The sequence below is a fragment of the Nisaea nitritireducens genome (assembly GCF_014904795.1).
Classification (GTDB): domain Bacteria; phylum Pseudomonadota; class Alphaproteobacteria; order Thalassobaculales; family Thalassobaculaceae; genus Nisaea; species Nisaea nitritireducens.
Window position 1 is genome coordinate 1 of the sequence record NZ_JACZFS010000041.1, and the last position, 18,837, is coordinate 18,837.

General features: G+C 59.5%; 19 protein-coding genes and 1 tRNA gene. 9 read left to right on the plus strand and 11 right to left on the minus strand.

The features are described 5' to 3' along the window. From hisD to IG629_RS14185, 5 genes are all read right to left on the minus strand, one after another. The coding region (hisD, locus tag IG629_RS14165) for a histidinol dehydrogenase (protein WP_193172598.1) at positions 1-1,277 on the minus strand (1,277 nt) is incomplete at its 3' end. Further along, positions 1,267-1,929: an ATP phosphoribosyltransferase gene (gene hisG / locus IG629_RS14170; RefSeq protein WP_028467093.1), complete on the minus strand. Its 663-nt coding sequence runs from the start codon at positions 1,927-1,929 to the stop codon at positions 1,267-1,269. The genes hisG and hisD, both read right to left, overlap by 11 nt. A 55-nt stretch (positions 1,930-1,984) precedes the next feature. After that, positions 1,985-2,503: a DUF2948 family protein gene (locus IG629_RS14175; protein WP_051285056.1), complete on the minus strand. Its 519-nt coding sequence runs from the start codon at positions 2,501-2,503 to the stop codon at positions 1,985-1,987. Positions 2,504-2,515: 12 nt separating this feature from the next. Continuing rightward, positions 2,516-3,826: a UDP-N-acetylglucosamine 1-carboxyvinyltransferase gene (gene murA, locus IG629_RS14180; protein WP_193172599.1), complete on the minus strand. Its 1,311-nt coding sequence runs from the start codon at positions 3,824-3,826 to the stop codon at positions 2,516-2,518. A 205-nt stretch (positions 3,827-4,031) separates the two neighbouring features. Further along, positions 4,032-4,211: a hypothetical protein gene (locus IG629_RS14185; protein ID WP_193172600.1), complete on the minus strand. Its 180-nt coding sequence runs from the start codon at positions 4,209-4,211 to the stop codon at positions 4,032-4,034. 131 nt (positions 4,212-4,342) lie between these two features. Here IG629_RS14185 and IG629_RS14190 point away from each other — a divergent pair. Next, positions 4,343-4,417, plus strand: a tRNA-Thr gene (locus IG629_RS14190). 481 nt (positions 4,418-4,898) lie between these two features. On the opposite strand, the gene IG629_RS14195 is transcribed toward IG629_RS14190, so the two are convergent. Continuing rightward, the gene (locus tag IG629_RS14195; RefSeq protein WP_193172601.1) at positions 4,899-5,051 is read right to left on the minus strand and encodes a hypothetical protein; all 153 of its coding nucleotides are present in this window, start codon (positions 5,049-5,051) and stop codon (positions 4,899-4,901) included. Positions 5,052-5,435: 384 nt separating this feature from the next. Here IG629_RS14195 and IG629_RS14200 point away from each other — a divergent pair, with 384 nt between their 5' ends. From IG629_RS14200 to IG629_RS14230, 7 genes are all read left to right on the plus strand, one after another. Further along, a complete protein-coding gene (locus IG629_RS14200) occupies positions 5,436-5,693 on the plus strand; it encodes a hypothetical protein (protein WP_193172602.1) in 258 nt (85 codons plus the stop codon). 357 nt (positions 5,694-6,050) lie between these two features. Further along, a complete protein-coding gene (locus IG629_RS14205; protein ID WP_193172603.1) occupies positions 6,051-6,869 on the plus strand; it encodes a hypothetical protein in 819 nt (272 codons plus the stop codon). Beyond that, a complete protein-coding gene (locus IG629_RS14210) occupies positions 6,866-7,477 on the plus strand; it encodes a hypothetical protein (RefSeq protein ID WP_193172604.1) in 612 nt (203 codons plus the stop codon). The genes IG629_RS14205 and IG629_RS14210 overlap by 4 nt, the downstream gene beginning before the upstream one ends. Positions 7,478-7,546: 69 nt before the next feature. Continuing rightward, positions 7,547-7,858: an STAS domain-containing protein gene (locus IG629_RS14215; RefSeq protein ID WP_193172605.1), complete on the plus strand. Its 312-nt coding sequence runs from the start codon at positions 7,547-7,549 to the stop codon at positions 7,856-7,858. Between the two features lie 10 nt (positions 7,859-7,868). Further along, on the plus strand, positions 7,869-8,345 hold the full coding sequence (locus tag IG629_RS14220) for a hypothetical protein (protein ID WP_193172606.1): 477 nt from the start codon (positions 7,869-7,871) through the stop codon (positions 8,343-8,345). Continuing rightward, positions 8,327-10,456 carry an SLBB domain-containing protein gene (locus tag IG629_RS14225; protein ID WP_226886731.1) on the plus strand — a complete coding sequence of 710 codons (2,130 nt, stop codon included), beginning with the start codon at positions 8,327-8,329 and terminating at the stop codon, positions 10,454-10,456. Before IG629_RS14220 ends, IG629_RS14225 begins: the two co-directional genes overlap by 19 nt. A 12-nt stretch (positions 10,457-10,468) precedes the next feature. Next, positions 10,469-11,173, plus strand: a complete 705-nt coding sequence (locus IG629_RS14230) for a tyrosine-protein kinase family protein (RefSeq protein WP_193172607.1) — start codon at positions 10,469-10,471, stop codon at positions 11,171-11,173. Here IG629_RS14230 and IG629_RS14235 read toward each other — a convergent pair. Genes IG629_RS14235 through IG629_RS14255 form a run of 5 tightly spaced genes read right to left on the minus strand, consistent with a single transcriptional unit; the run spans position 11,170 to position 17,616 of the window. Next, on the minus strand, positions 11,170-12,630 hold the full coding sequence (locus IG629_RS14235; protein ID WP_193172608.1) for a sigma-54-dependent transcriptional regulator: 1,461 nt from the start codon (positions 12,628-12,630) through the stop codon (positions 11,170-11,172). The two genes, IG629_RS14230 and IG629_RS14235, sit on opposite strands and share 4 nt — an antisense overlap. Further along, positions 12,623-12,961, minus strand: a complete 339-nt coding sequence (locus IG629_RS14240) for an STAS domain-containing protein (protein WP_193172609.1) — start codon at positions 12,959-12,961, stop codon at positions 12,623-12,625. The genes IG629_RS14235 and IG629_RS14240 overlap by 8 nt, the downstream gene beginning before the upstream one ends. Positions 12,962-13,018: 57 nt before the next feature. Then, the gene (locus IG629_RS14245; protein WP_193172610.1) at positions 13,019-14,527 is read right to left on the minus strand and encodes a SpoIIE family protein phosphatase; all 1,509 of its coding nucleotides are present in this window, start codon (positions 14,525-14,527) and stop codon (positions 13,019-13,021) included. Next, entirely contained in the window at positions 14,521-17,085 is a 2,565-nt protein-coding gene (locus IG629_RS14250) for an ATP-binding protein (RefSeq protein ID WP_193172611.1), read from the minus strand. The genes IG629_RS14245 and IG629_RS14250 overlap by 7 nt, the downstream gene beginning before the upstream one ends. Before the next feature lie 21 nt (positions 17,086-17,106). Then, entirely contained in the window at positions 17,107-17,616 is a 510-nt protein-coding gene (locus tag IG629_RS14255; protein ID WP_193172612.1) for a molybdopterin-dependent oxidoreductase, read from the minus strand. Positions 17,617-17,873: 257 nt separating this feature from the next. Here IG629_RS14255 and IG629_RS14260 point away from each other — a divergent pair, with 257 nt between their 5' ends. Beyond that, a complete protein-coding gene (locus IG629_RS14260; protein ID WP_193172613.1) occupies positions 17,874-18,803 on the plus strand; it encodes an NAD-dependent epimerase/dehydratase family protein in 930 nt (309 codons plus the stop codon). Positions 18,804-18,837 lie beyond the last annotated feature (34 nt).

Sequence of the window (18,837 nt, forward strand, 5' to 3'; positions counted from 1 at the left end):
ATGGCAACGGAGCGGGCGTGGGCGCCGAGCCCTTCCGCTTCCGCCAGGGTCACGGCGGCGGGGCCGATGGCGGCGAGACTGGCCGGGTCGCATTTCACCCAGGTGGTCCGCTTCAGGAAGTCGAGCACACCGAGGCCGGAGGAGAAGCGCGCCGTCCTGGCTGTCGGCAGCACGTGGTTCGGGCCCGCGACATAGTCGCCGATTGCTTCCGGTGTGTGTCGTCCGAGGAACATCGCTCCGGCATGCCGGACCTTGGCCGCCATGGCGTCCGGATCGGTGACGGCAAGCTCCAGATGCTCGGGCGCCAGCCGGTCCACCAGCGGTATGGCGTCGTCGAGAGCGTCGACCACGATCACAGCGCCATGATTGTTCCAGCTCGCGGCCGCGATGTTGGCGCGGGGCAGGGTGGAAAGATGCTCGGAAATCGCCGCCTCGACCTTGCCGGCGAATTCAGCGTCGTCGGTAATCAGGATCGATTGGGCAACCTCGTCATGTTCTGCCTGGGACAGCAGATCGATGGCGATCCATGAAGGATCGTTCTCGGCATCCGCGACCACCAGGATTTCCGACGGGCCGGCGATGGAATCGATGCCGACCTTGCCGAACACCTGACGCTTGGCCGCTGCCACATAGGCGTTGCCGGGACCGATGATCTTGTCGACTGGTTTGATGCTCTCGGTGCCGTAGGCCATCGCGGCCACGGCCTGAGCGCCGCCCACCCGGTAAATCTCGTTAATCCCGCCAAGCTCGGCGGCGGCAAGCACCAGCGGATTGATCTCGCCCCCCGGTGTCGGCACCATCATGACCCGGCGTGGCACGCCCGCGACCTTGGCCGGCATGGCGTTCATCAGCACGGAGCTCGGATAAGCGGCCTTGCCGCCCGGCACATAGAGGCCGACCGCATCCACCGGGGTATGCCGCAGGCCGAGGCCAACGCCATCCGCATCCGTATAGTCGATGCTTTCTGGCAGTTGCGCCTTGTGGAAAGCCTCGATCCGCTCCGCTGCCTTTTCCAGTGCGGCAAGTGTCTCGGCGGAACAGGCGGAACGCGCGCGTGCGATTTCTTCGGCCGAGATGGCAATCCCGGTTTCCGCCAGATCGATATTGTCGAACTTGCGGCTGAGATCGATCAGCGCGGCGTCGCCGCGTGCAATTACATCGGCGATAATACCGGCGACGGTATCGGAGACATCGCTGTCGGTTTCCCGCTTGGAATCGACAAGCTCTTCGAATGCGCCATCGAAATCCGGCGTACCGGCAATCAGTTTACGCGGCAAGGGCTGCCTCCCCGATGCGATCGACCAGATCCTTCACAGGGCCCGGCCGGGTTTTCAGGGCGGCCCGGTTGACGGCAAGGCGGGCACTGACGGCGGCGATCTGTTCGACCTCGACCAGCCCGTTTGCCTTCAGGGTGGAGCCGGTCTCGACCAGATCCACGATGCGGCGGCAAAGGCCGAGACCCGGCGCCAGCTCCATGGCGCCGTTCAGCTTGATGCATTCCGCCTGCACGCCACGGGCGGCGAAGTGGCGCCTGGTGACGTTCGGGTATTTCGTGGCGATCCGGAGGTGGCTCCAGTGCTGCGGGTTCTCTTTCGCGGCAAGCTCCGCCGGCTCGGCAACGGCAAGGCGGCAGTGCCCGACATTGAGGTCGACCGGCGCATAGATTTCCGGATGGTCGAATTCCATCAGCACATCGCTGCCGGCAATGGCGAGATGAGCGGCGCCGAAGGCGAGGAAGGTCGCCGTGTCGAAACTGCGCACGCGGATGACTTCAAGATCCGCCTGATTGGTATGAAACTGAAGGCGCCGGGAAGATTCGTTAAAAAAATCGTCCTCAAGCTCAATCCCCGCCCGCTTTAGAATGGGCGTGATGGCCTTCAGGATCCGGCCCTTCGGCAGGGCGAGGATCAGTGGCTGGTTCGCGGTCACCGCGTCTCTCCTGTTTTAGCCCGACAGCCGCCGCCGTGCCCGGCTGGCCGTTCGATCAGGCGCCCGAGGCTTCGTCCGCCGGAGCCGTCTCATCGTCGGAATCGGGATGGGACGGGGTGAAGACGGTCGGCCAAGGCTCGCCGAGGTCCTCGATATGGCACAGGATGCGGTCAACTGCGAGTCGAATGGTCACGTTGTCGGCAAAGGCGAGGTCAATCTGTCCCGGAGATGCGTGTATGGTGAGCAGGTTCAGGATGCGCTCCCGCTTGCCCCGATCAAGGCCATGGGTGCGTACCGCGCCGACCCCTTCGAAACGGATGCCACAATGCACTCTCTCGCTGTAGAGCGTGTCGCCGTCAGCGGGGACCGTATCTGCCGACGGCGCGGTCTCCCACTTGTAGCGCTGGACGACCATGGCAAAACGGCCGTCCTTTTCCTCGAACGTCATCTCACGGACCGGCAACAGGGCGTCCTGCAGCAAACTCGCTGCCACAGCCAGATCTTCGGCATCCTCGGCCCGGACCCGGAACGGCTTGTCGCCCACTTCAAGCAGGCTGATGTCTCTGGGTGCCATAGGTCCTGCCAATCAGACGGTTTCTTCTTCCGCGGGTGCGTCCGCATTCGTCGTGACACGGCGAATGTTGGCGCCGCAGGCGCTCAGTTTCTCGACCAGATTCTCATACCCGCGGTCGAGATGATAGATCCTGTTCACTTCCGTCTCCCCGTCCGCCGCCATGGCGGCGAGCACGAGACTGACCGATGCGCGCAGATCCGTCGCCATCACCGGCGCGCCGATCAGGCGGTCGACCCCGCGCACCAGGGCGGAGGAGTGATGCACATTGATGTTCGCACCCATGCGGGCCAGCTCGGGCACATGCATGAAGCGGTTCTCGAAAATCGTTTCGGTGATCATGGAGGCACCGTTCGCGACGCTCATCAAGGTCATGAACTGGGCCTGCAGATCGGTCGGGAAGCCCGGGAAGGGTTCGGTCATGACGTCGACGCCCTTGAGCCCGCCGCGTTTCGCCGAGACCCGGATGGAGCGTTCGCCTTCCTCGATGGTGACGCCGGCCTCACGCAGGATCTCGAAGACGCTTTCGAGCAGGCCTGAGCGGGTATTGGTCAGCTCGACATCGCCGCCGGTGATGGCTGCGGCCATGACATAGGTGCCGGTCTCGATCCGGTCCGGCACCACCTTATGGACAGCGCCGCCGAGTTTATCTTTTCCCTGGATGCGGATGGTATCGGTGCCATGACCCTCGATTTCCGCGCCCATGGCGATCAGGCATTCGGCAAGGTCGGTGATTTCCGGCTCGCGCGCCGCATTGACCAGGATGCTCTCCCCGTCTGCGAGGCAGGCCGCCATCAGCAGATTCTCGGTGGCGCCAACGGAAACGACCGGGAACACGACGCGTCCGCCATGCAGACGCCCGGACGGCACTTCCGCTTTCACATAGCCGCCTTCCAGGGCGACTTCCGCGCCGAGCTCGGCAAGGCCTTTCAGGTGCAGGTCTACCGGCCGGTTGCCGATAGCGCAGCCGCCGGGTAACGACACTGTGGCCTGTCCTTCCCGGGCCAGCAGTGGGCCGAGCACCAGGACGGAGGCCCGCATCTTGCGCACAAGGTCATACGGCGCCGTGGTGCTTTCGATGGTCTTGGCATGGAAGTCGACTGTCTGCCCGCCGCTTGCCTCGTCCTGGGTCTTGCGCTTCACGCCGTGCTGATCCAGCAGGGCTGCCATGGAGTGGATGTCGGCAAGCTTGGGCATGTTGGTCAGGGTGACCGGCTGGTCCGTCAGCAAGGTTGCTGCCATCAACGGCAATGCGGCGTTCTTCGCTCCGCTGATCGGAATCTGCCCTTTGAGCGGCGTGCCGCCCCTGATCACCAATTTGTCCATCAAGGTCCCCAGTTTTCATGCGGGCCGATCCGATCCAATCCGAACGGCACCGATCCCCGATTTGTTTTACTTTATCCCCGGGCGCTCTCACAAGCCCGCGTAAGCAGAGCTTTTACCGAGAATGCGGCAGGATTTTGGGCCTTTGATCTCGAAGCGCGACAAACAGCCTTCGTTGGAAGGGCTGCAAATCCGTGCGGCCCTATCTTCAGCTCTCGCTGTCTTTTTGTGTGTCGCCGGAAGAATCGCCGGCGTCGTCGATACGCTGGCGTGCCTGGGCCTTGCGGCGGTGCAGATTCGCGCGCAGCGCGGCGGCCCGGCGCTCGGCGCGCAGATCGGCCTCGGTTTTTTGATCGCCGGAAGTGGCTGTTTTAGGGGGCTTTGCCATGACCGGAGAATGCCGTGAGAGGGTATCGAATTCTAGTCAAGAAACGTGCTTGCACCTCAGGAGTCCCTGTGGCATGTTCCGCCGCGCTTTGCGAGGGGCCTTCCTCGCTGCAGGCTTTTTCGCCGCAAAATGCTGCCGTAGCTCAGGGGTAGAGCACTCCCTTGGTAAGGGAGAGGTCGAGTGTTCAAATCACTCCGGCAGCACCATTAATTCTCAGAAAAATCCATAATTTACGATTTTCGTTGTTCGGTCGCACGGTCGCGATTTCGTGACTTTTCGCGAATAAACCCGGCGCAGATGCGTGAAGACTCCGTGAAGTCAGAATTCTGTTCCGAGGTGCATCGAGACCACCTTATGATCAACGCCAGCGCAATCGACGTCGCTGGTGGCCTTATCCATGAGCTTTTGAGCCGACGACCTGAAGGCACGTCTTGCCGCTGAGATCATAGGCGTTCTGGACGACTGGGGGCTTTCGGTCCGCAAAGCGCAGGAGCTGACCGGCCTTGCCACCGCAGACTTCTCTCATATTCGCATGTCCGGTTGAAACGCTTCACGGTCGACCACCTTATGGCGATCCTCAATAAGTTGGATCAGAAGGTCGAAATCAGCGTCACGGTGACCGCTACCAAAGCCAGTCCGGAGGCGCACGCTCACCTAGGTTGGCCGCCGCCAATTTCTCCTGGACCGTCACGAGGTCGGTGAGATATCCGCCTCATCGCCTTGTGTGGTTCGGACGATGGACATTAACTGCTCGCTCAGCACCGACGCAGCCGCCACGTCGAGAGCCCCCTTCAGTACGATTTTTACTTTGGCGCTATCGCGTTGAGCACGGCTGAGCATTCTTCTCACTCCTCAAAAGAGGTTGTGAAGGCGCCGGCGAGACGGCCCGAACGTGCAGGATCGGGACTATGACAATCTGGCCAGCTTCTGCTTACTGCGACGCATGGTTCGGGCCAACCAGCAACGCTGTGGCGAATGACGTGTAATCAATGAGTTGTCTGTTTCCCGGGTGACCCAATTTGCGTCACGGAGCCAGGTTGCGTGCATTTTGCGAAGGTAGATCGATGCAAACTGCGATGTCGTAACTCTGGTTTCTGGCCGAGATTTCAAAAATGCAGGTGAATCAATGCATTGATCTGCGGGACATCGTTGGTGCGCGGAGTTCGGTTGTGGTCCGCTTCTTGCGGCGAGGGGCGTGGACCACGAACTTTCGCGGAGAATATGATGCTCAAAAAAACTCTTCTGATCATCCTGCTCACTATCGGTCCAAGTTCGGTCGCGTTGTCGGATGAGGATAACTTCAACTCAACCGCCTATCAGGATGGAGCCAATCCTGGTTCCGACGATGCGAACTGCAACTCGGCGATCGTTCTCTACTGCGATCCTGCTGACGGCGCACCCGGCCCTGATTTCGGGCTTGGCGCGGCGCTTGGTGTCGTGGCCGGCAGCCTTTACCTGAGGCGGCGGCGGTGCAGGGATTAGCAGAAAAGGTGGCTGGCCGGCTCCTTTGACAAAGCGCGGCACGATGTCAAATGACGGAGTGTTTCGCGTTGATGTTGGGGAGCCGGTCAGTTTCTTTTCAATTGCGGAAAGCGATTCCGGGTCATTCCGCAATGACGCAATCTGCGAAATCTGCAGAGATTATCTCTTTTTTGTATTTATTAGTGAGTTGAAATAAAGGGAAAATTCTTGCCTTTGGCGGCGGTTTTCAGCCGTCTCAATCGTGGCATTGTTAATGCACCGGCTGGATCTGAAACAAACCGGAAATCCGATGCAGGATTTAAGCGGCATGGCTATCGATGCGGCTTTATCGGAACCGGGAGCTAGGAGATGTCGGTAATGCGTGCAACTCACAGCCTCTGGGCAGGTACGGACAAGCAAACCGGCTGCGAATTTTTGATGCTGACAGGAATTGTCAGCGCTGTAGCTGTCGCGGCTTTTCTCGCCAGCGGGAACGGCGCCGATATCTTTTCCGGAGATTTTGGAAACCTCTGCTTTGCGCTCGCGCTGACAGCGGCCGCTGTGGACATTCGGCGCTCGGTCCAAACGCATGGTCCGGCGTCCATTACATGGCTCGATTGGGGGGTGTTTGTGCTCGTCCTCGTTTTGGTCGCGGCCCCGACATTGAGTTCCAACTGGTTTGCACTGCTTCTTTGCGGTTTCTGGAGTTTTGGCAAAGGAGACCGGTTCAAGAGATATGCCGGGATCATGTTGATCGGCACCTCTGTTTATCTGCTTAAAGACAGCGTTTGGGCCGGCTTTGTGGCCCAGGCCGTTCTGGATCTTGAGGCTTGGGCGATTGCGTCTATCCACGATCTCGTCGCGGGCCCGGCTCTGGCGCGCGGGAATGTCGTTTCTCTCGCAGATGGGAGAACGCTGGTGATCCTGCGCGACTGCTCGGTGCTCAACCTTGTCGCGCCTGCGGTCCTCAGCGTCATGGCTCTGAGGCGGCTGTTGCACGAGAGCCGGACAGGGATCTGGCCGTTTGTCGCAGCAATCTCGCTCTTTGTTCTCGTGTTGAACACGATACGGCTGACCGGAATGGCCTATTCCCCGGAGCTTTATGACGTGCTCCATAACGGTGTCGGGGAAGACATCTTCGCGAGCCTGGTCTCGGTTGCTGTCGGTTTGCTCTCCATCTGGAAGAAGGCCCGATGATCCGGGGCATTGCTCTTATGGCTGCAGTTGCCGCTATTCTTTGCGGCGCTGCTCCGGTTTTCACCCACTCCGGCGGTGGGAAAGCAGACCATCCGGGGCATTCTTCGCAATCAAGCTTGCCTTCAAGAATGATGGCTCTTTTCCGCCACCACGGTTTTGAAGTGCGCAAAGAGTTTTCACTCACCCGTGGCGGGAGCCATCAAGGCTATATCTTCAGCGCCGAACGGCGCGATTGCGGTGTTCTTGCCGTCCCTCTCGACCCTCCCGACGAGATCCTTCAACTTGTCCGCCATCGTATTCCGGAAGCAGTTTTTTCGGGTGCGTTGGTTTGGGTCGGTGCAGAGACACGGCCGCTCCCGGGCAGTGCCTGGGAGATACACTTGCTGCAGATGACGGCCCGCTTGTTCGGTGGGGCGGAGGCCTCCCGGGCAGTCCTTCTGGTGCCGGACGGTAAATGCGGGCGGGTGTTTGTCGGTTCTCACGGGCACGGGCGGGAGAGGCATGTGTCCCGGCTCCTGTTGCAGAATGACGCGGTCCCTCGCAATTTGCGGCGGACGGTTCGGCTGCAAAATAGCGCGGAAGAATTTATTGTAAGTAAAATCAATTAGTTATGTGTTGAATCGATAGTGGCATGGGGGTTGCTCCATAGGGTCTGAAAGCAAGTCATGGAGGACCCAATGACCATCATCGTTAAATCATCCAACATCGATCACGACATTTCCGTTTGTGGAGCCTTCGACGCTGCTTTGGCGCACGATGCCAAGAGCGCCTTTCAGGGGGTCATCGATGCAGGTGGCAACGTACGGCTCGACATGTCGAAGACCGATTTCATCGACAGCTCCGGTATCGGCGCGATCGTGTTTCTCTACAAACGCCTGGTGATGCAGAGTCGGACGCTCGAACTCCACGGCGTCAACGGCCAGCCGCGGGATTTGATCGCGATGCTGCGCCTCGACCGCGCCATCCCGACCAATCCCCTGGCGGCGTGAGGAGCGGGCGATGAAGCACGCCTGTATCGCAACCGTCGCTGTGGTTCTTTCTGCATGCACGACTTTCCCGGAAGCGGGAACAGGCGGGTTTGCGGAACACCGCGCAACGCTGTCTCCCAATCTGGTTTGGGACCCTGCCGGCTGGAATTCCGAGGCCGGACCCGAGCCGCACCATTGGTGGACCGGCTGGCGTTTGACCGCGCTGCACGACGAAGGCTGGGTGACATATCAGATCAACCGTCTCGATTGTGCCGACATTCATCTCGACTCCCTGCGCAAGGCGGGTGGCCAAGACCACTTCCCGGCCCTGATCTGGAAAGCTGAACGAGATCGCCGGCGGGCGATGCGCGGGCTCTCCGGTGGCCTTGAATGGGATGCAGAAAAAGAACTTGCCGCCTATGAGGCGGATTTGAGCGAGCTGGCGGAGCGTCTTTCGGACAAGACCGGCGCGCAGAAACGGACATTGTCATGCGAGCATTCAGATTAACCCGAGGCGTCCTGCGGATCGTATTCGCGGCGCTTCTGATCGTTGCTCTTTCGGCGATAGCCGAAGCTGAAGGTCTGCTTGGCCCCGGCGACGTGCTGAGCCTGAGCCTGCCCGGCGAAGAGGGCGTCACAGGTGCCTTTCCACTGGACGACGAAGGCCGTGTGCTGCTGCCCGAGATTGGCAATGTCGATCTGCAGGGGCTGACGATAGACGCGGCGAAAGCAAAACTGTCCGAGGCGCTGTCCAGGGTTTACCGGAATACCGAGAGTTTCGATGCAACGCTCAAGGAACACCGCAAACTGGTCACTGTCCTTGGCTATGTGCGTCAGCCGGGAACGGTGGATCTTTCCGGTGACGCGGGCGTCCAGGAAGCGGTCACGGCGGCTGGCGGGCTTGTCCCCGGTGCCCAGCTCGACCGGTTGCAGCTTCGCCGAGACGGCCGCAACGAGACGTTCAATTTCAAGAAATACCTCGATACCGGCGACACGACGCTGATCCCGGCTCTGCGGACCATGGACACGGTTTTTGTCCCTGCATCGCCGCTTACCGGCAATGTGCAGGTGGATTTCGATGCGCGCACGCTTACCGAAGGCGGGGACGCAGCCGAGAACAAGACCGGGGTCAAGATTTTCGGCGAAGTCCGTACACCAGGCGCATACGGATATGCTGACGGTCAAAGCGTCGTCGATCTGATCATGCGGGCTGGCGGGGTGACCCGCTATGCCGCCGTCGAACAGATCCGCGTAATCACAAATGGAGAGCCGAGGCCCTTTAACCTCAAGCTCTACCTGGACACTGGCGACACCGCCACGATCCCTCCAGTCGGGCCCGGTTCGACAATCTTCGTGCCCATTGAAACCGTTGGAGTGAAGAAAGGCTCCCGCATCGTCTATGTCATGGGCGAGGTGTTCAAGCCGGGCGCTTTCGAAGTGCAGGACGAAACCTCTTTCCTCGATGTGCTTGCGAATTCCGGTGGGCCGACACGTTTCGCCGATACCAAGCGGGTACGTATCTTACGGACGAACGGGACAGCCGAGCCTTTCGATCTGGCGATGTATTCGGAAGTCGGGGGGGCTGGCGTGACACTTCCGCAATTGTTGCCGGGAGACTCCATCTTTGTGCCCGAGAAACTGGATCTGAACGAGAAGTCCTGGCTGAAGGTAGCGCCCTCTCGTGCGGTGCATGTGATGGGGCAGGTTGCCAAGCCGGGACGCTTCGAGTGGTCCGACGAGATGACGTTCATGGATCTTCTGGCGCATGCCGGGGGACCGACTCCGCGCGCTGATATCGGAGCTATTCAGATCGCCATGCCGTCCGGCGACGGTACTGTCCGCAGCGTCCGCTTCAATCTCGACGAGTATCTCAAAAATGGCGGCAACGTGTCCGATGTGCCGACGATCATGGCAGGTTATACGATCATGGTGCCGGAACTTCCCTGGGATCCGAAGGACAACAAGAGCCAGTGGATGCGGCAGCCTGCCGAACGCTCGCTCTATGTTTTCGGGGCCGTCAAGGCGCCGGGGCGCTATGCCTTCGATCCGTCCCTGAATCTGCTGGATATCCTGTCCGCCGCCGACGGCCCCACGGCGAGCGCCGATCTGCACAGTATCCGGATCAATCATCGCGGTGAGGAGAAGACCCGGGTTTCCACTGTCGATCTCGAGCTCTATTTCCGTACCGGGGATGAAATGCTGCTGCCGGACGTCAAACCTGGGGACGCAGTCTATGTCCCCGAGCGTGGCCGGGAGTGGATCGACAAGTCGAAGGAGCGCACTGTGCGGGTCCTGGGCTCCATCGGAAAACCTGGACGCTATGTATTCAGTGACGAGATGACGATTCTCGATCTTCTGGCCGAGGCCGGTGGGCCGACCGGAACCGCGCTTCAGGACAAGATCCTTGTCGTCAATCTCTCCTGCTGCCGCGATCAGGCCAGGACCTTCGACCTGATCGATTTTGCAAAGAGCGGCGATGTCCGCAAGCTCCCTCTGGTCCGGCCGGGCGACACCGTTTACGTGCCCGACAAATCGCAGGACAACTGGACCCGCTTCACAGGATTCGTGAAGGATGCCGGCCAGTTGCTTGCCTTGTTCGCCCTTGCCGGTGTGCTCTGAGGAGGACGGGATATGATCCCTGCAAATTATGCCGAAATCGATACGCTCTACAGGCAGATCGTCTCACGCAACGTGCGCCGCTTCGTCGTCGCATCGGTCAGTCCTGGCGAGGGTGCTACCACGCTTGCCTACAGCCTCGCACGGCGCGCAAGCCGCGCCGGAAAACGGGTCCTGCTGATCGATCTGAATGTATATAAGCCGTCGCTTGGGCCGCTGCTCGGGGTAGAGCGGATAGCATGGAACCCGAACCTCGACGACCTGGAGGACAAGATCGTCAACTTCGGGAGCGACGGCATGTCCGTATTGCCGGCGCCAGTGGAGGGACCGCTTTCTCCGGCATTTCGGGAGACGGATGCACTACAGCGAATGCTGGACAGGCTTGAGGCCGGCTATGACTTGATCGTCCTCGACGTTGCGCCGCTGTTGCTGAGCAATGCGCGAAACGTTCCGCCGTTCACCGTCTGCCGCGCCGCCGGCATGGTGCTTCTCGCAGTAATGATGAGGGTGACCAGGCAGGCCAATCTCGAACGCGCGACGGCTCTGCTCGCCGATGAAGGTGTCACGATCCTCGGCGTTGCCACCAGCGACCGGGACAACCCGTCTCTCGGTGCAGAGCTGGAGCGCGAGGCTATGCGTCTGAAACCTGTCTTTCCCGCCGGCGCCGAATGGCTGGCACGTCAGGTCCGCAAAGTGAACTTCCTCTACGAACGCCCCTAGTACGCGGTACTGGCGGAAGCAGACAGCCCGGCGCTACGAGCTTCAAGCTCCTCCCAGGTCACACGTTTCCTGTAGATGGTCGAGGGACTGATATCGAGCAGGCGTGCGGCTTTCTGAATATTGCCGTCGCAGATCGTTATGGCGTTCTCGATGGTGTCTCGCTCGACGACCCAAAGCGGCCGAATGTCGGCCGGAGTGGAAACCGGCGCTGGTCCAGCACCACCTGCGGCGGACGGACCCGAATGTGTTTCCGGCAGCAGGCGCTGTGCCATCCTCGGGTCGAAACGGTCCAGAGGCGGGGGCAGCATTTCCCTCGTCACCGTGTCGCCGTCGTTGAGCACGACCATGTTGCGGATCACGTTTTGCAGCTGCCGCACATTGCCGGGCCATTCGAAGCCGAGAATGATCTGTGCGACATCGTCCGAGAAACGTTCAAAGCCTTTGCCTTCTTCCTTGCTCATCGTCTGCAGAAAGTTTTTGGCGATTTCCAGGCAGTCGCTCCCGCGCTCCCGCAGGGGAGGGAGCTGCAACGGAATGACGTGCAGGCGGTAGTAGAGGTCCTCGCGGAAGCGACCGGCCTGTACTTCCTCCCACGGGTCCCTGTTGGTCGCGCAGACAAAGCGCACGTCGACGGAAACGGTGTTTGATCCGCCGACCTTCTGGAAGGTTCCTGTCTGGATGAAACGAAGCAGTTTTACCTGAAGGTCGAAATCCATTTCGCAGATCTCGTCCAGGAAGAGGGTGCCTTTGTCTGACCGGGCGGCTGCGCCTTCGCGGTCGGTCGTGGCTCCAGTGAAGGCGCCTTTGACATGCCCGAATATCTCGGACTCCATCAGGTCACGCGGGATGGCGCCGCAGTTCAGAGCCACGAAGGGAGCGTTCTTGCGCGAACCCTGGCGATGCAGGGCTTCAGCGGTAAGCTCCTTGCCGGTCCCGCTTTCTCCGGTGATGAAAACCGTTGCCTTGGATGCGGCTCCAGCCTCGATTGTCTTGTACACCGCCTGCATGGCGCTCGAGGAGCCTATGAAGCCGTGGAATCTGTCCTGCGCGAAGGTTTCACGCAGTGTGGTTACATCGTCGAGGAGGCGCTGTGTCTCCAGGCCGTTGCGCACACTGACGACAAATCGGGTCTTGTTCGGAGGCTTGACGATGAAATCGCGAGCCCCGGCCTTCATGGCCTCGACCGCGACATTCAAGGAGCCCTGTCCGGTGATGACGATCGGGTAGACGGGGATTTCCTTTTCCGAGATCTCCCGGATCAGGTCCATGCCGTCGCCGTCGGGCAGTCCCAGATCGACAAGCGCGACACTGGGCGGTGTCCGGTTCACGAACTCCATTGCCTTGGCGAGGCTATCTGTCACGTGGCAAGAGATGCCTTCTTCCGCGAGCCAGCTTTCCAGCATCCGGCTGATTGAGGGACTGTCCTCGACAATCAGGGCTTCTACGGTGTCAGGCATTCGCAATGTCCCCTTCATTCCCTTTTAGTTCCAGTATCGAGATTCCGCCGATTTGCTCGAGCAATCGTCTGGGTTGGCCGCCGACACGGATAATCTCAAACGAATTAGATGCTCTCTTCGCACGTTCGCGCAATCGTACGACGAACCCGACTCCCGCACTGTCCATAAATTCCGTGTGGTTGAGATTGAGAACGATCCCCTCGGTCGCGTCCGGGTATCTGGCGTTAATCTGCTGGTCGAGATGAAATGCGGTCTCCGCATCAAGCGACCCAGCAACCTCTATTCGCAGAATTCCGTCAACGATCTCAATATTGAGCATGTGTCCGGTCATTGACTGTCCGATCCGTTTTGTCGGCAGGGTTAAAGACGGAACCCTCCCGCCGTGGCGCTATCTGGCGATAGCAAGAAAAGTCGACCTGTCATCCTGATCCTGTTCGCGACCATGTCCGGCTTTGTCCGCGATCTCATTGAGTTTTGCGAGCGTGCCGCCATCAGGAGGCGGCAATCCTTCGAGCGCGCTCAGCAGCGCGTCTTCAGGGCGTTCCCGACAGAGAACCTCGCTGATACCGTCTGTGAACAGCAACAGGCCGTCGCCGCTTCCGAGCTGGATTGTCTTCGTCTCGGGCAGCTCGTCAGAGAGCCCTGGAAGGACCCCGCTGATCGGTACCGGACGCCATCCGGTGCCCTGCATGTACAGGAGCGGCCTGGGATGCCCGGCAGAGGCGACAAGAACCTTTCCGCTGTCGCTGAAAGTCGCGGCGATTGCTGTAACGATCGTTGAGGTCAGCCGGGTGTCCCGGGCAACATGACTGGAAAGCTCCTGAAGCACACGCGCGGGGTCGCGGGCCGTTTCGTCGAGCGACATGATCGACTGGACGTAGCCGGAATAGGCGTGTGCGAAGACTTTTGCCGGAATGCCATGCCCCATGACATCGAGCAATACGACGGAAAGGAAATCCTCTCCGCTGACGTGAACCATGAAGTCTCCACCGCCGGCAGAGGCCGCGATCTCCTCCGAAAAGAAGCGGAAGCGGCCGAGTTCGGCAGGCGTGTTGGAGCGCAGCGAGTTGGTGACACTTGCCTCGAACGCCGCTGTTGCCGATTGCCTGATCCGGGTTGAGCGTTTCAGGGTACGGTCGACGGTCCGAACCAGCTTTCCTTTCGATGTCGGTTTTTCCATGAAATCGTCGATATCGAGGTCGTTTGCTTCGTCGTGGATGTCCTCATCGACGACCCCGGTCAGGAAGATGAAGGGGATGAGAGCGGTTGCCGGGTCGCACCGGAGCGACTCCCGGAGCTCGAGGCCGTTCAGGTCCGGCATGTCGATATCGGAGATGATCAGGTCGGGATGTTCGCGGTTTATATGGTCGAGCGCTTCGCTGCCCTTGTTGAATGAATGGACTGCGTATCGGTCCCCGAGGAAAGCCTCGATCAGTTTGAGGCCGACCGGGTCGTCATCAATGGCGACGATTGTTTTTCGCTCGGAAGCGGGCAACGGCTCACGAACAAGAAGCGCGTTGCGGCTTTCAGACGGCAGGTAGGAAACGGAACTGGTCAGGCTGAAAATGAGGTTGAGGCCCATGCCGTGTTCCATCATCGACAGATCGCCAAGGCTCAGGGCCTTCTCGCGGGCCGCCTCGAACCCGGTAAAACCGGGACCATCGTCACTGAGTGTGATGTTGAGATTGCCGTCTGCGGTCTCGACCGAAACGGCAATTTCAGACGGTAGCGGTTTTGCGTGCCGGACGATATTGGTGAAGGCTTCCACCAGTACGAGAATCAGGTCGTTGATCCGGTTCTCGGAGAGGCTGTTGTCCTCCAGCACCGGCGCGATCTCCTCGCGCAGGCGGCGGGTCTCAACAAGTTCCGGGCTGTATGTCTTTGCAAATTTCAGCATGATTCAGTTCCAGTTACTGCGAGCGCTGCGGCCCGGTCGCTTTCATCGAGCAGTTCCTTGATGGTGGAATACAGATCCTGCTTGGCCAGCGGTTTGGTCAGGACCCGGTCCATGCCGGCATCCAGGCAGGATGTCAGTGCAGATTCGAATGCATGGGCTGTAACGCCGATCACAGGAATATCGCTGAATTCCCGGATTTTCTTTGTTGCTTCGATACCATCCATTTCCGGCATCGAGACATCCATCAGGATGAGGTCGAAGGTGTTGGTTCGGGCCTCTTCCAATGCCAGTTTGCCGTTTTCCGCGATAACGAGATCCGTCGTAATACCTTTCAGAAAGGCTTGCATGACCAACTGGTTAGTCTTGCAATCTTCGGCAAGCAGGATCCGGAGAGGTCCTGAGCCGCTTTCCTCAATCGGACGGGCCGGTTCGATCTTGACGGGAACCGGTGGGCGCGGTGCGAGGAGCTCCCTCATGAGGGTCGTGGGGTGGATCGGGTAGCGCAGGAACCGTGTGCGGCTATCGAAAGCCTCTGTTACGTCATCGAGCATGTTTTCAGCATGGAGGACTTGCAGGTGCATGTGCGGTCTGATCGCGGTAGAGGCATCGAGGGGACTGTCGTTTATGAGGATCACATCCGTTTCGCCGTTTGACTGTGGACAGGACGTGTCGCAAACGGCGACATTCATGCCGAAGCCCTTGATCTGCGCGCTTAACGCATCCGCAAGCGCGCGGTCGGAAAGGTCGATGAGTACCCGGGACCCGCTGGGGCCGGCTTGTTTGACCCAGGGTTCGCTGGAGAGGATTTCGAACGGAATGTCGAACCAGAAACGGCTGCCCTTGCCGGCGGTACTTTCGAAGCCGACCACACCGCCCATTTTTTCCGCGAGAACTTTAGATATGGCGAGGCCAAGCCCTGTACCGCCGAAGCGGCGTGAATAGCTGGAGTCGATCTGCTTGAACGCACGGAACAAATCGGCCTGTTTCTCGGCCGGGATGCCGATCCCGGTGTCGGTGACGGAGAAGCGCACCAGGCAGCGGCCGTCGCTCTTGCTCAGGCGGTCGAGTGAAAGTGCGACGTTGCCGTGTTCGGTAAACTTGATCGCGTTGCTGACGAAGTTGTTGAGGATCTGGCGGAGACGGTCCGCATCACCGGTGACCGATTTCGGCAGGTTTGGGTCGAGTGTCAGAGTAAGGCTCAGCCCGGACTTGTGTGCCAGCGGGGTCATCAGGTCGAGTACGTTCTCCGACAGGTTCGCCAGCGACAGAGCCTCGTTCCGGAGAGCCATTTCGTTCGCTTCGATCTTCGAGGCATCGAGAACGTCGTCAATGACGGTTCGCAAGGAAATGGCTGAATTGAGCGCTGTCTTCACGTAGTGACGCGCGGCCTGGGAGAGCGGCTCGTCGATGATGATCTGCAGAATGCCCAGGACACCGTTCAGTGGCGTCCGCACCTCGTGGCTCATCATGGAAAGAAATCTGGACTGCGCTTCCAGGTTACGAATCGCGGTGTTCTTCGCGTTCTCCGTCTCGATTTCCCATCGTTTGCGATCCGTTACGTCCGCGAGTTTGACGATCATGGTGCCGTTCGCGGTGCGGCGGGTTTCGATCCGAACCCAGTTTTCGTCGTCCATGACGAATTCGAAACCGGTGCCGTCAGCGCACCGCAGACCGTCCATGATCCGGTTTACGGGGCGTCCGAGAGGGTCGAGCAGCACGTGGTCTCTGAAACCCGTTTCCAGAGTGGTTTCAAAGAAATCTCCAGTCGGCGCGCTACCTGAGAACCGGTTCATGAAAGATCTGAAGATAGTATTTGCGGAAACGTAACGGCCAACACTGTCAATGACAGCGAACCCTTCAGCCATGGACTCGATGGCGTCAGTTACGCGCTCGCGAGCAGCGACAGCAGCTTCTTCAGCCGAGGTTGCTGCCAGTGTTGCCTTGTTCGCCTGCCGGTTTGAAAAAACCAGGCTGACAGTAAAGGCCGCACCGCAGAGGAACAGGCCGACCAGGGAAATCATGACGTCGTGGATCGCGGACTGGCGCTCGCGGATATAGTTGACGAACCGGACATGCTCACCGTGCATGATGCCGGCGGTCAATTCCTGCGACAGCCTGTTGATGCTTTGGCCGGTATCCAGGATTCTCCTGATTGTTTCAGGTTGCGCCCGGGTTTTGAAACCGTCATCGGCAATGATGCTGTCGATTTCCTCAATCTGGGACTGGATATTGTCGACTATCGGCTTCATGCCACTGACGGTAACAAGTTCCGCCAGGTCTCCCTCGCGAAAGATCTGAACCCGGCTCCAGAGAATGTCGAACCGCTTGGACGTTTCCTTGGGCGATGCATTCCGGTCATTGTTTGCGAGATCGTAGAGGCTCTCGCGGAAGCGACCGAGTTCGAACTGCAATTGAGCTCCGGCCCAGACCGCATTCTCGGCAAGTCGTGATTCCAGTGTCTCGTCGACCGTCGTGACATGCTTGAAGCCGAAACCAAGGCTTACAGCAAACGCCAGGACGATGAGCGCGAGAATGGATTTGCGAAGGGATGCGGTCATGGGACGAACGCCTGTGCGATGTTATTCAACGACGATCCGGTTGAGCTGCCAGATCCATTTTTCATTGTATTCTGCGCTCTGCAGTTCTCTGTGCTCGTCGCGGGGATAAACGATCCAGATCGGTCCCTTTTCCCGAACGGACATTTCTTCGCCGTTCATCAGCAGAGCGAGAATGGCGTCATACTTCTCAAAGTCCGATGTCGGGATGGTGATCGCGTAGTCGTTGAGCGCGATCGCGCGCAGGGTCGAGCCGTCCGCCTGAACGTGATTCAGAACATCGCGGATCAGTGGACCCTGGAAAACCTGCACACCGTCGGTCCAGGCAGTTGTCGTGCGGATTTCCTTCTGCGGCATGCCCATCAGCATCGCCCTGTCGAACGCCGCCTTCCCGGCGTCGTTCACGACGGCGACTTTACCTGAAACTTCCAGAATGACGTCGTTCTGCGGGCGTTGCATTTCGCTATGTGCCGATGTCGCAAACAGCGACACCGCTCCTGCGAACATGGCGATAAAAGAGCGGCGAGCGATCATTGGGATCTCCTTCTGATTTGATCTGCCCGGTAATGGACGCAAACTTCGTTCCGTATTGGCTCTGTCCTAAAAATCTTTTTAAATCAGATGGGTAATGTTTATGGCGCGGCTTGTGAAAAGCGATGCCGTTGCAAATTGCAATGGCCACAGCCGTTGCAATTTGCGAAGCGGAGCAGTGATTTGCGTGGGTTTTCAGAGGCTTCGATTTTGGCATGTCGGTTGCGTAGGAGGGGCATCACAATGTTCGGAGCACTCCCATGCAATATCTCGTCACGGGCGGATGCGGGTTCATCGGATCCCATCTCGTCGATAAACTTCTCGCCAATGGCCATTCTGTTCGGGTTCTGGACGATCTTTCGACCGGTTCGCTCGACAACCTCAAACCCGAAGCGGAATTTGTCCGCGGCTGCGTCACCGACCAGGCCGCTGTTGAAGCGGCCATGCGCGATGTCGATGGGGTTTTCCATCTCGCCGCCATCGCTTCGGTTGCCCGTTCCAACGAAGAATGGAGCTGGACGCACAAGGTCAACCTCACGGGCTTTGTCCATGTCGCCGATGCGGCGCGCGCCCGCAAATGTCCGATTGTCTATGCTTCTTCGGCCGCCATCTACGGAGACAATTGTGCGCTGCCTTTGAACGAAACGGATGAGCCGCGGCCGATGACTGCCTACGGAGCTGACAAGCTCGGTTGCGAACTGCACGGCCGGGTGGGCGCCCTTATCCACGGCATTCCGACGACAGGGCTGCGCTTTTTCAACGTCTATGGTCCGCGCCAGGATCCGAAATCTCCCTATAGCGGCGTTATCTCGATCTTTGCCGACCGGGTCATGCGCGGAGAGCCGTTGAAAGTCTTCGGCGACGGGCACCAGACCCGCGATTTCGTTTATGTGGGTGACGTGGTGCGCTGTCTTGATGCGGCGATGCGGACACCTATTCCGGGCGCCCGGGTGTTCAACGTATGCACCGGACGCGCGACCTCGATCCGTGAGCTCGCACATCTTGTCATGATGGCCGCCGGCCGCGAGGTTGCCGTTCGCTATCTCGAGGCCCGCGCCGGAGATATCCATGCATCTATCGGCGACCCGACGAGGCTCAGCTCGGCCTTCGGTTTCAAACCGGAGACATCGGTCGGAAGCGGCCTGATGCAGTTGCTGTCGTCACTGGGCGCAGGTGAAAAGGCCGCCTGACCAAGGGAACTATTCCGAACAAGGAAAGACGGCC